The 13,410-nt window shown below is 38.3% G+C and carries 8 protein-coding genes; 1 reads left to right on the top strand and 7 read right to left on the bottom strand.

From position 1 onward, the window contains the following. Positions 1-51: 51 nt before the first annotated feature. The 7 genes from IQ283_RS03305 to IQ283_RS03275 form a co-directional block, all read right to left on the bottom strand. Positions 52-654 (bottom strand): hypothetical protein, encoded by a 603-nt coding sequence (locus IQ283_RS03305; protein WP_194218728.1) that lies wholly within the window; start codon positions 652-654, stop codon positions 52-54. 39 nt (positions 655-693) lie between these two features. After that, a complete protein-coding gene (locus IQ283_RS03300; protein WP_194218727.1) occupies positions 694-2,775 on the bottom strand; it encodes a cell wall-binding repeat-containing protein in 2,082 nt (693 codons plus the stop codon). Between the two features lie 159 nt (positions 2,776-2,934). Next, positions 2,935-4,077, bottom strand: a complete 1,143-nt coding sequence (gene wecB, locus IQ283_RS03295) for a non-hydrolyzing UDP-N-acetylglucosamine 2-epimerase (RefSeq protein WP_194218726.1) — start codon at positions 4,075-4,077, stop codon at positions 2,935-2,937. 104 nt (positions 4,078-4,181) lie between these two features. Beyond that, on the bottom strand, positions 4,182-4,973 hold the full coding sequence (locus IQ283_RS03290) for an SGNH/GDSL hydrolase family protein (protein WP_194218725.1): 792 nt from the start codon (positions 4,971-4,973) through the stop codon (positions 4,182-4,184). Between the two features lie 122 nt (positions 4,974-5,095). Further along, on the bottom strand, positions 5,096-9,247 hold the full coding sequence (locus tag IQ283_RS03285) for a cell wall-binding repeat-containing protein (RefSeq protein WP_194218724.1): 4,152 nt from the start codon (positions 9,245-9,247) through the stop codon (positions 5,096-5,098). A gap of 277 nt (positions 9,248-9,524) precedes the next feature. Further along, positions 9,525-11,618, bottom strand: a complete 2,094-nt coding sequence (locus IQ283_RS03280) for a cell wall-binding repeat-containing protein (protein ID WP_194218723.1) — start codon at positions 11,616-11,618, stop codon at positions 9,525-9,527. A 145-nt stretch (positions 11,619-11,763) separates the two neighbouring features. Next, positions 11,764-11,913 (bottom strand): hypothetical protein, encoded by a 150-nt coding sequence (locus IQ283_RS03275; protein ID WP_194218722.1) that lies wholly within the window; start codon positions 11,911-11,913, stop codon positions 11,764-11,766. A 215-nt stretch (positions 11,914-12,128) separates the two neighbouring features. On the opposite strand from IQ283_RS03275, the gene IQ283_RS03270 reads away from it, so the two are divergent. Next, positions 12,129-13,394, top strand: coding sequence for a helix-turn-helix domain-containing protein (locus IQ283_RS03270; protein ID WP_194218721.1), 1,266 nt, complete (start codon positions 12,129-12,131; stop codon positions 13,392-13,394). The last annotated feature ends 16 nt before the right edge of the window (positions 13,395-13,410 follow it).

Below are 13,410 nucleotides of genomic sequence, written 5' to 3'. Positions count from 1 at the left end.
TGGAGTTCTCCCACAATAAAAAAGCAGCCCAGTCGGCTGCTTTTTATTGTCTTATTCGATTTTGGTTAATTCCGCTATTTCTCTTTCAGCGTTTTCTTCTGTTGTTTCATATACTTGCTTAATCATTCCCACACTTTTTGCATAGAAAATCGTCATGATCATTTGATCTTGCCTTTTAGTAACTTGAATTACGTCATGAAAGCTGCCATAAGGAACTTCAACTTTATCCACCGTTGTTATTTCTATTCCATCTTGTTTTTCGGAACGATCGAACAGCGTCTCTACTTCCTCTAATGACTCGTATCCATTTAGTACACTTTCCTTACTACTTGATTGACTTTCTTCTACGATGGAAGCTCGATTTTTCGTCCATTGAACTACCTGAGTTGTTTCCATGTCACCAAGGGTAATAACTCTTTGAATATATTCTTCATTTTGATCAACAATGTATTCTGTAAAGAGCTGTTTCCCTTGTGACTTGAACGTTTTGGTTACACCTGTTTCAGGTCGATACATCATAAAATTCATTTCGCTACTTTCGCTCGTTTCTCCGCTGACCTTACTCGTTTCACTTGAGCCATTTTTCAATGACGCTGTCCCACACCCAGTCGTAAGAAGTATCACTAGAAGTAAACTTATTCCTATTTTTTTCATATCGGCCTCCATACTTAAAATAACTATAAAAGTCCTTAATTAGTACAATCGATTAGCCACCTGGTTTTTAGGCTTATCCTGAACTTTTCCACCTACAGTGAACAGTGATGTTACCCGATTCTTCATTCCATATTCAAATAGAGCATCTTGAACAGATGAATTCAATTCATCGTGTACAAGTATTAGCGGCGAACCTTTTTGTGAAGCAATCGCGGAAGAAACCAGGGCATCCGGGAAGTCCTGACCTATTGAAAGGAGCACGGTGTCTGATGCCATTTCATCACTGAATTCATTTAAAATAGCAGAAAGCGTTTCATATCTTGTTTCGCCAGCCAAACGCTTCACAGTAGTGCCATTCAAGTTTCTCAACTGTTCTTCTAGATTTGAAGAAATTGCAGCTTCGCCACCAAGGATAGCTGTTCTCTTTCCTTTTACATACAAGAGAGCTTCCGCTGTTATTTTTTTCTTATCAGTTAGAATAATCGCCCAATCGGTTGATGAAGCGATTGGTGCGCTTGCCAGCGCATCTGCATAGCTCAAGCCATTCGCTACAAACACACCTTCAACATGATCAAGTTTCTCATTAATCATAGAGTTTGTTTCATACCGATCGATTCCACCAATTCGTTCTACTGATACCCCTAATTGTTTCACTTGCTTTTCAACCTTATCTGAGATCGCATTTTCTCCACCAACCAAAAGGGCTTTATTAGCACCCAATCGATTGATTTCTTTTTCGGAAAAGGGGTCAAGTGAAGAGCCTCTAGTTAACAGGATAGGCGCGTTTCCTAGTTGGGCAGCAAGAGGGCCAACAGAAAGGGCATCTGCATAACCTAATCCATTCGTAAGGACAACTGTCTTTTCTTCTTTACTACTTTTAAATCCATTAGGATAAATTTCTTTTGATATTTTTACAGCTGTTTCAAATCGGTCGCTTCCAAAGAGGGTTTTACTATTAAGAGTCTTTGTAACATTTTCTCCGGAAATGTTCGTCCAAAGAATATCAGAAGACGATCGATTGATCACTTTTACATTTTTCATTACTTTAGCCGCTGCAATGGCCTGACCCTTTTCATAATAATTACCGTGACTTGAGCCATCATTGTTCTGGATTTGATAAGGGCGCGTTAAATAATTCGACCACTCAACCGTGCCATGCTTCTTATCAATCACTTTCGTATTTTTTCGCTCTTTTGCATAAATAATGGCATCCGAAAGCTCAGTAAACGACTCAGCTTCAGCTTTTCCTTTACTAAACACCTCATAGTTTACTTTAGTAGAATCATAGATCGTTTCCTGCTTATCTTTATCAAATACCGTGACATTCTTAAGCGTCTTAGCGAAGGTTATCGCATCATCTCGTGAAGTGAATTGCTTAATTTCATTTCCGCTACTGTCTTTCACTTCAAACACTTTAAAGAATTTAATTGCAGCCTGAGCAAGCGCATCAGCTGCATCATTTTGGAAACGGGTTGTTTTGATCAGATTTTCTTCTGAAGGATTTGACATATAGCCAAGTTCTACGAGCACAGACGGCATCTGTGCATTTCGAATAACAAAGAAAGCCTGATCATTTTGGATACCCTTATCGAGCAACCCGGTTTTACTCAGCACTTGCGGGTGAACGATACTAGCTAACCTGCGACTTTCAGATTCAAAGTTAACTTGAATGGGATCTGGTGGGTATTCCTCATCCCATGCTGCCGCTTTACTATAATAGTAGGTTTCATATCCTTTTACGAGCGTGCTAAAAGGGTAGGCATTGTGATGAATGGAGATAAAAAGTGAATTGTCATTATTCCCCTTTACGTAATTGTTTGCGATTTTCGTTCTTTCAATCAAATCTTCCTTTGAATCCTTCGCAAAATCTCGATCCGTTTGTCTTGTCATAAATACCTTGATATCGGTTCCTTGCAATTTTTCTTTTAGTTTTAAACCGATTTCAAGTGTCCCAACTTTTTCATAAAAGCCTGTTTGATCCCCAGAATAACCAGACGTACCTGTAAAACGTCCCCCATGTCCCGGATCAATAACTATGTATTTTTCTGCTGCAGCAAATGACGGACTGAACAAAAACACGATCAACAAAAGAAAAAAATGAACAATTAACCTTTTCTTCATATCCCACTCTCCTATCATGGTAATCTATTACATTTTATTATAGTATGACTGGAACTTCTATGCTCCTTGACAAATTATTCTAAAATGTGTGATTTGGATGATATAACATTTGCATCAAAAAAGCCTTTCTGCACTCTAAGCAGAAAGGCTTCTCATCATTTATTCAACAAATGGTGCGGGCTTCGTTTCAGATACTCCATAATAATATAAAATCGCCTCAACGATTCGCTTAGATGCTTCACCGTCTCCATAAGGATTAGATGCTTGAGACATTTTGTAATACTCTTCCTTATTTGTGAGAAGAGTCGATGCCGTGGAATAGATCGTCTCTTCATCCGTTCCAACAAGTTTTAGTGTACCCGCTGATACGCCTTCAGGTCTTTCCGTATTTTCTCTTAATACAAGAACAGGTGAGCCAAGAGATGGGGCTTCTTCTTGCACACCACCTGAATCCGTTAAGATCAACGTAGCTCTTGATGCAAAATTATGAAAATCAATCACGTCAAGAGGTTCAGTTAAATGAACACGTGACTGTCCACCTAGCACTTCATCCGCTAACTGTCTAATAGCTGGATTTAAATGAACAGGGAACACCACATGCACATCATCATATTCATTTATAATACGGCGAACTGCTTGAAAAATATTCCTCATAGGTTCTCCATGATTTTCTCGTCGGTGTGAAGTAAGCAGGATCATTCTCTTGCCATCAATTTGTTCTAAAAGTGAATGAGAATAATCCTCTTTCACAGTATGCTTCAAAGCGTCAATTGCTGTATTTCCAGTAATATAAATATGTTCTGTATCTTTTCCTTCATTATATAAATTATCAAATGCTCGCATCGTCGGTGCAAAATGCAAATCAGCAAGCACACCGGTCATCATACGGTTCATTTCTTCTGGATATGGCGACATCTTATTAAAAGACCTTAGACCAGCTTCCACGTGACCTACAGCTACTTGATTATAAAAAGCAGCTAGACTTGCAGCAAACGTCGTCGTGGTATCACCATGAACAAGTACGAGATCGGGCTTTTCTTCCTTCATGATCGAATCTAGACCATTTAAGGCTCGCGTTGTAATATCAGCAAGCGTCTGTTTGCTTTTCATGATATTGAGGTCATAATCTGGCTCTATCTCAAAGATAGATAAAACTTGATCAAGCATTTCTCGATGTTGCGCTGTTACAGCAACAAGTGGCGTAATAAATTGTGGATGCTTTTTTAATTCGTTCACTAGCGGCGCCATTTTTATCGCTTCAGGTCTTGTCCCAAATACACTCATTACTTTAACAGGTGCCATGTTGACTCTCCTTTTGGTCGAATGATGGTGCACGTTTAGTACCATCTTATTAAAACACACATAAAAAAGCAAAAGCCTTCCTATTCATAAGGAAGGCTACCTATTTAGTGACCACTGAAATAATCCACGATAAATTCTCCCCAAACGTCAAAGCCTTTATCATTTGGCCTTGAGTCTACTAAATAGTCTTCTATTTCTGTACTATCAACAACTGGCCAGACTGACCAATGATCCAAATAAATCAGGTCATTCGCCTCAGCATAATTTCCTAACGCATTGATTTGAATATTATAATAGCCGGGGTCCGCAATTGGGTTAGAGGGCATTAGCATAATGCTCACACCAGGTAACGACTCGTTTAATTCTGACATAACAGTCGAAAGATTCTTGTGCCCTTCATCAATAATAACCTTCCCATTGTCATTTAACGTAAAGGCTTCTAATACAACAATATCTGGCTTTTCGTCGATAACATCATCATATAACTCATCCTGAACAATCGTCTTTGTTGTCGCTTCTTCGAAGGTGAACACCTCCACAGTAAAAGCCCCTTTCCAAAACGACTCTTCCAAACCTTTTTCAACGCTTTGCTTGAGTCCATTTTTCTTTGTTCCAATCGATTCAGACCCAACAATAGCGACTGAAATCGGATCATTAGAAGACATTATTTTCTCCTGTACCTGCTCTGGAAAATTGGAAACAAGTTTTTTTAAATCCTTATCACTTACCGGCTTTTCATTAAGTTCACTGTTTCGAGTATCTACATTCGAGTTTGAATCGACTTCTGCACTAACAGTCTCACCTGTTTGGGCAATCTTATCGTCCCAATGAAATTTTCCAGCTATTACAAGTGCTAGACACCCAATGATCGCAATCAATAATACTACATTCTTCATACATTCCCCCTGAAATCTGTCGAATAATGGTATCTATTAATATTATTGTAATAAAGGGAAAATGATTGCAAGTATAAATTAAAAAAGCCGCTCTTTTTTAAGAGAGCGGCTTTTTAGAATAATTACTTATTTAACCATTTGTTTAGTTGATTTTTCACATCTTTGTTCACGGCATTTTCTCCACCAAGCACTTTCGCTCCAGATACATCCGTTGTTGTAAAGTACTTAACAAGATAAGATTCAATCTCTTTCGGGATTTCATCACTCTTCACAAGGAACATACTACCTTGATCTTTCACAACAAGTGGTGCAGCTGCAAGTGCATCCGGGAAGTTCATTCCATTTGCAACAAACAGTTGATCTGTATTTGTACCTAGTTCTTTATGAATTTCAACAAGCGTACCAAAACGGTTTGCTCCCGCAAGGCGTTTTGTCGTAAGCGATAGTTCATCAGTCATATCAACTACCTCATCTGAGATTACCGCATCCCCACCAAGAACATATACTTGCTTACCTTTCATTAGCTTTTTCGCATCTTCAGTAAGCGTTTTTCCATCAGTCAGTACAATTGGCATATCGTTAGCACCAGCAATGGAAGCTGCACTTAGGGCATCTGCGAAGTTTTTACCAGTAGCAAGGAAGACCGCTTTACTAGTTGAACCTTTTTCAGCAAGCTTATTAATAATTTGAACGTTCGTATCATAACGAGTGTCTCCGCTAAGGCGCTCGATATCAGCTGTACTTACGCCAATGTTTGCAAGCTGAGTGTTTACTTTCTTCGAGATTGCATTTTCGCCACCAAGAATCATCACATTCTTAGCTTTTAGGCGAGAAATTTCGTTTAGAACTTCATCTGAAAGCATACCATCTTTATTAGCAAGTAAAATTGGTGCATCGTAAGCACTTGCTAATGGTCCAGCAGATAGTGCATCCGGGAAATTAAATCCAGTTGCGATGAATACTGTATCAGCAGTAGTACCTTCTGGGTACATTTGCTTTGATACTTCAATAGCTGTTTCAAAGCGATTGTCCCCTGCTACCACTTCTACCATATCGCCATCTGTTTCAACCGGTACGATTGAAAGAACTTCACCAGTCGCTTTATCTTTCAAGAATACTCCAGCTGTATATTTACCACTATTTTCTGGTGTCGTAATTTTCACATCCGTCGTTGCTTTCTTACCTACCCCTAAATCAAAGCTAGACTTACCAGTAACTTCAATCTTACCGGCACCTTTTTCACCAGCTTCAAGCACTTTCGCTTCTGTAACAGAGAGGTCGAAATCTGTAGTATCTCCAACCGTTGAATAACCTTCTACACGGATTGTATATTCACCATCTGGAAGATTTTTAACAGAGAACGATTCTTCAGAATCTCCGTCTGCATCAATGGCAATATAATCCCCAATCGTTTTACCATCTTTTGAACGATAAAGGTAAAGATCAAGATCATCGCCCGCATCACTCGTATTGCCGATTGCTACATCGAGAGAAATATTATTCTTCAAGGTCATTGTCTTATCATAGACGCCACCTTCACCTTTGACTGTTTCACGGCTTTTCATTGTTTCAGGCTTACTAAATGCGCCGCCTACTACTTCTACTGAGCGTTTCGTAGATAAGTAGTTTTCAAATGTGACAGATTTAGATACTTCACTTCCCGGCATAGCGCTACCAAGCGCAATTCTTCCTGGGCTAGATACAATATCCTGAACGAATGCTTCTAGTTTAAATTTGTTCATATCAAGGTCGTCTTTTGGAGCTGCAGTACCATAGACCGCTACTTCCCAAACACCAGACTTTGGACTTTTCGCAACATAGTCTTCTACGCCAATACCATCATAACCAGCATACCCCTGGAATGCGTTAACCTGATCACCATCAGGATTCATAACAAGCATGCGAACACGTCCCTGGAATTCATCGTTTTCTTTAAGAGCTTCCAAGGCAAATCGCACTTCTTGTGCGCCTTCTTCAACGTTAAAGAAATAACTCTTCGTCTTCGAAGACTGCACTTCATCTTCATGTGTTAAACGGAAACGATCTTCAGAAGTAAAGTCTTCTCCAAGTATGATGGTTTGGAAAGAACGTGCTTCTGCATAAGCGGTATCTGGATCATCGATCAAAAGTGTGCCTGCATTAACACCAATATTCATCTTGCTCTTATCATACTTCACAGTCATTTCCTTAAATTCACCTGGTGCAAGTTTAATGCTTTTCACAGAAGGAGTAAACCAATCAGAGTTTGATGAAATGTTAAGGTTTTTCGTCTCATCTGTTGGGTTTTCTACCATTACTTTAACTTCTTCAGGTACTTCTTTGTTTCGAACATAAAGTCCTGGTCCACCAGAAACTTTTTCACCGTGGTAAACCGTTACATTGACTTCTTTTACTTCATTAATAAAATGCTTGCGAATGTATTCATAGGCTGCGGGTACATCAATTAGACCAGCACCTTCTTGAACACGAGTGTAGCCGTCCACATGAACAGCTGTTTGAATAAGTGCTTCACGAGCAAGCTCATAATCGAATGGAATACGATCTTTAAGGGCAGCTTGCTTTAGTGTTGCTACCGCTCCGGCTACATATGGAGAAGACATACTTGTCCCTTGAAGAACTTCGTAATTACCTAAATGCTCTGGGAAAGAAGCATAAGCAGATCCCGGTGCCACAAAGTCTGGTTTTTGTTGACCATCTTCCGTCGGTCCGTTTGCAGAGAAGTACCATAAACCTTCACCTTGTACTGGAGATCCATCTGCATTTTTCCCATATGGGTAGTATCCATACTCAGTTGCCCACATCTTACTGTTAATGTATGCTCCAATCGAAAGAGCTTTCACTCCATCACCAGGAGCACCTACAGAATCCACGCCGGGTCCATCATTACCAGCAGAAGTGACATAAATCGTATCGAATAGCTCGCCCATATCTTCAATGATTTTCGCATAAGCACCGGATCCATCATTAAGGTCTGGTGAGGAGCCAAGACTCATGTTTACGACATCTGTACCAAATCCACCTAACTCTTCAGGTACAGCAGCAAGATACATTGCATTGGCAATACTCCAGCCGTAAGTTCTGCCGGCGGAGTCAAATACTTTTAGACCGTATAGATCTGCCCCAGGTGCTACACCTTCAGCTGCTACAGCGCCAGTTTCATTTTCTCGGTCTGGCCCATTTGCAGCCGTAATACCAGATACGTGTGTACCATGACCGTCACCATCAAAGAAAATTGTCGCAACTGGGAATGGATACAATGTTGAATCTGGGAATTGATGACCTTGATAAGTAGGACTAGGACTTGCAATTCTAAAGTTAGCACCAGCTACTTTGTCTTCGGGGTTAAGGTCCATGTTATCAACATCGCCCTCGCCATATGCTTTTTCGTCAGTGAAATCTTTGTCCTGATCGATATCGATATAGACTTTGTCATCTACGAGAAGAACATCGAAATTAGCATCTCCTGTTCCATCTCCATTTAAGTCTCTATACAACGGCTTGCCTTTTCCATCTACATCATAAGATGCTGGATTCAACGTACCGAAATAATATGTATCGTCTTCCGCATCAATACCTTCTGTTTTATATGTGTCTTCTTCTACAGTAATAGAGTCGCCTTCAGCTGCTTCCTGCTGAAACCACACGTCTCCTTCTCCTACTGTATCTACGACGCCTTTAATTTTAGAAGAAATAATTTCGCCTTTTTCATTATATTGAGTAAAGGCTTCGTGGCCTGGATCGACACCAGTGTCAATAATCCCTACTTTCACTCCTGTTCCATCATACTTGTCGTGGAATTCATCAACACCGGTTGCTGAGTGAGTTTCTTCGGTTGCAGGTTTAACAACATCTTCAGGGTTTTTCACTTTCGGTTTAAGATCAGTATCTTCTTTCGGACCTTCATCCAGCACGATTTCATTGTTCGCCCCGAGCATACCAACAGAGTCTAAACGATATACCTGCAGAACTTTATTTGTTGGAACTTCAGCAAGATACAAGTAGTTGTTTGTATTCTTCTTTACTTTCACTCCAAGTTTTTCAAGCTCTTTTGTAAGATCAGCCCCACCGTGTTCGTTTGCAACAATAATCAATTCCTGTTTTGATTGTTCACTTGCAGCAAGTGAGGCAATCTCCTGTGTGACAGGAAGCTTAAATTTCTTCGTTTCTGTTAAAGCAGCCTCAGCTTTTTCTGGATTATACGTCATTCCCGCGAATGAAGAAGCAACAAGAGAAGCGCCCGCAACAATAGTTAGGACTTTTTTCTTAAACGTCATTTAATTAAATCCCCCTTAGTAATTTGTGAAGTTCCTGCAATCGATCCTCCTTATGAGCGGAATTATTATAATAATTCACTATTTTCAGTTTAATTATAAAGAGATTAAGAGTCAATCTTTAACTGTTAAAATTGTGAAATTTTTTGATAATTTGTAGATATTTTAGGACTTTTGTCCATAAAAGCTTAATAATGACGTAATGAATAAATCCTCTCAAACGCTCAGTTAACTAGATAACATAAAAAGAAGCGTCAGTATTTTCACTGACGCTTCTTTTTTATTGAACAAGCATTTGATCAATATCCCAGGCTTTTGTTTGATTAATGGCTGCTGGACCACCTAGAATCCGATATTGATTTATTCCTTGATTATTTAAATAGAGAATGGACTTCTCTAAAGCATTATTCTCTCTAGTAGGGTGAACCAAAATAATAGAATGACCTGATAACGATGCAGCTGCCCCACCAGTTAAGGCATCTGGAAACTTAAGACCAGTAGCAAAGTAGACTTCCTCACTATTTTCTGCTACTCCAAACCTTAGCAATACTTTGAAGTTTGTATCAAAGCGGTCTTCTCCCCCAATTCTCTCCGTATTGGAAGATGGGATTTGAGAGTACACACTCTTACCGATGATCGATTCTCCACCAATAACATAAGCTTTGTCTGGATCAAGCTCGTTCAAAAAAGCCTTCGTTTCAGCTGGTAAAAAATCACTTTTCGTAAAAAGTACAGGGGCTCCGAGCCTTGATGCGAAAGATGAAATAGACAAAGCATCTGGGAACTTTTCACCAGAAACGATGAATGCTTCTTTTGTCTTTTCACTACCGACGATATTCGCAATTTTAGTAGCTGTTTCATAGCGGTTATCTCCTGCAATGCGTGTACTCGAAATCCCTTCCGCTTTAAGCTGTTCTGTAATTGCTTCAGGAATTGCATTATTCCCACCTATAACTAAAACATGATTAGCAGATAACCTACTAAGTTCCCTCATTACATTGATTGATAGACTATTTTTTTTCGTGAGTAGAATCGGACTACCAAGCATAGAAGCAAGCGGTGAAGCGGCTAAGCTATCAGGAAATTCATCTGAGCGAGCAAGTACTACGAAGCGACCTTTCTTGTTATCGCCTCCAATGGATAGCGTTTGTTCCTCCAACGTAGTCCAATTATTTTTGGAAATTTCGATTGCTGTATCAATTGCAGTGTCACCATAGATACGGTTATACTCTGTTACGCCGTTGATAGCTCCTTCCATATTTAACACGCCACTTCCAAGGTCGTATGAACTAGTCAGAGCACTAGCCGTTTGCTTTAATAATTTAAACGTTTGCTTATTCGTTAAATATGGAGCATATTCCTTTAGTAACACACCTGATGAAGCGACAATTGGCGCAGACATACTTGTACCTTTATCAAAAGCATATTCTCCATTCAATGAAGTACTATAAATGTCCGTGCCAGGAGCGGAAATATCAACTAATGCTCCATAATTTGAAAATGAGGCTTTTTCTTCGGTCCCTGTTTTAACAGAGGCTACAGCTAAAACATCAGGATATGCCGCTGGAAAAACCACTCCAGAATCATTATCATTACCGGCTGCACCTACGATAAGAATATTTTTTGAAATCGCTTCTTCAATTACAGTTCTTAGAGCAAACGAGTTATTATAGTTTCCTAAACTTAAATTAATTACATCTGCATCATGATCAATTGCATAACGAATACCTTGAACAACGGTTGATAAATTACCAGTACCGTTTTCTGTCACTTTAATTGGCATAATCGAAGTTCCACGAGAAGGAGAAACTACCCCTAGTTGATTGTTCGTTACAGCTCCAATAAGTCCAGAAACTTTTGTACCATGACCATCAATATCCTGAACCGATTTAGACGGTTCCACTAGGTTAATCCCATCTACAAGATTTGGTTTTAAATCTGGATGAGTCAGATCAACTCCTGAATCAATTACCGCAACCTTTAATGAACTTGATTCAACATTAGCAAGCTCCCACCCTTTTATGAGATGAATTTGATCGATCCACGGCTTTTGATATGATAAAAAAGTGTCGTTGGGTTGTACTGAATCCATTAAATAAACTGGTTGGTCCATTTCGACATGCTGAACATCTTTATTTGCTTCAAATTGTTCAATCATTTTATCTACTTCATTGACAGGTACATTAATCACTTCTACTTTGGTAGAAAGTTTCGAATCTCTTGATGGACTTTTAGTCTGTTCATATGTAACAAGAATACGCTCTGTCTCATTATCAGATTCCGCTTCTGATAATTCAGGATTTACTGAAAAGAAGAAACTGCATAATAACAAAAGAAAAATAGTTTTTGACTTCAGTTGTGACACCTCTCCCATGATTGAATAACTTCATTTCTGCTATCTCTAGTCTATAACGAATTTTCGACAAATCACTAGAATAGTATCACAATAAGAGTTAGAAAAAAATGGTTTAGGGGAGTAAAGTCGCATTTATTTGGGAGTTTTATCGCTGAAAAAGGGGTTAAACACGTTCGTGTAGAAGGTTTTGGTGTTGTTGCTGGATTGCCTGGAGTTTTTCTTCGAGGTTATGTTGCTCTTTCCGCATATTTCCAATAATTTGAATCAAACTCGTGATCATTGTTTCTACGCGTTCTAACCGATCTTCTTGCATTTTCGACACCTCCTTTTCATTTTCATCATTTTACCATATAATGGTCTGTATCGTTCGAAAATTCTTTCGACAAACTCATGTTGGGAAAACTGCGTCGAAAATAGGCATTTAAACCCTATAAATTCGTTTATATTTCCCAACCTCAAAACTATTCTCTTTTCTGAGAATTTTTAGTAAACTGTAATCAAATAGTTCTAGGAGAAAGGGAGCAAAGAATGATTGGAGCAAAAATCCGATACTTCAGACAAATGAAAGGCATCACTCAAGAACAACTTGCTTCCGGTATCTGTTCTATTCCTTATCTAAGTAAGATTGAACACGGACTTGCCCAGCCAAGTGAAGAACTTGTCGAACATCTATGTAATGAGCTAGGTGTCTCTTTAGAACAGGTTGATGATGAAGATAAAATCTCAGAAATGACTAAGTATCTAAAAGACTGGTACAGAGAAATGAGAATAAGAGATCTCGAGCAAGTTGAAAATAAGAAGAAAAAGATCGAAAAAGAGTTTGAGAATATTGAAGATCCCATACTACTTACTACTTATCTTTTATTTAAATTTCGCTATCATCTTCTTAATTTAGAATTAGATAAATCTAATACTTTACTTGAGCGATTATATATAGTTCAAGAAAGCTTAAATCATGATCTAGAATTCTACTATTATTATTTTTTAGGATTGTATTATTACCAATTAAAGAAATTTAGTGATTCTCTAGAAGTCTACAAAAAGGCAGAAAAGCTTAGTAAAACTATGAACCTAGATGTAGGGGAACTGAGTGAATTCTATTATCAAAAAGCGCTGGTTCATGGAAGGCTATATCAAGTAGCATTATCTAATAATCACGCTGTCAAAGCTCTATCATTATTTAATCAAGAGTATAATTTTAAAAGAAGTGCTGATATTGAAGTTCTACTTGGAATAAATAATTTAAGAATATTAAATTATGAAGAAGCTACAAATCATTTCAAAAACACTTTGAAATATGCTGAATCATTTAATGATAAGTACTTAAAAAGTATTGTTTACCACAACTTAGGTTTGGTATCCGCTGCCATGGGTTTATCACTTGAGGCTTTGGATTATTATAAATCTGGTCTTCAATATATTAATGAAGATGACTCTGAAGAAGTAGTACAGACTATTTACTTAATTGCTACTGAATATAGTAAATTAAATAAAATAGAGAATGCAGAGAATTGGCTAGCAACAGGATTAAAGCAAGCTCTGAATAATGAAGTTATTAATTACGTGTATCATTTCAAAATTTTAGAACATCATGTTAAACAAACATATAACTCTGATTATGAGGTCCTATTAAAAGAGGAGGCTATCCCTTATTTTGAAGAGAAACAATCTTGGAAATACGTTACTGATTATTGTGAAAAACTAGCTGATTATTATAATCATTCATCGCAATACAAAAATGCTAGTTATTATTATCGTCTGGCCAATGATGCCAGAAAAAAAATCATTAACTAAATTAAAGGAGAGAATG

It is taken from the genome of Pseudalkalibacillus hwajinpoensis, assembly GCF_015234585.1.
GTDB lineage: Bacteria > Bacillota > Bacilli > Bacillales > Guptibacillaceae > Guptibacillus > Guptibacillus hwajinpoensis_B.
This window is presented reverse-complemented; position numbering and strand designations above follow the sequence as displayed.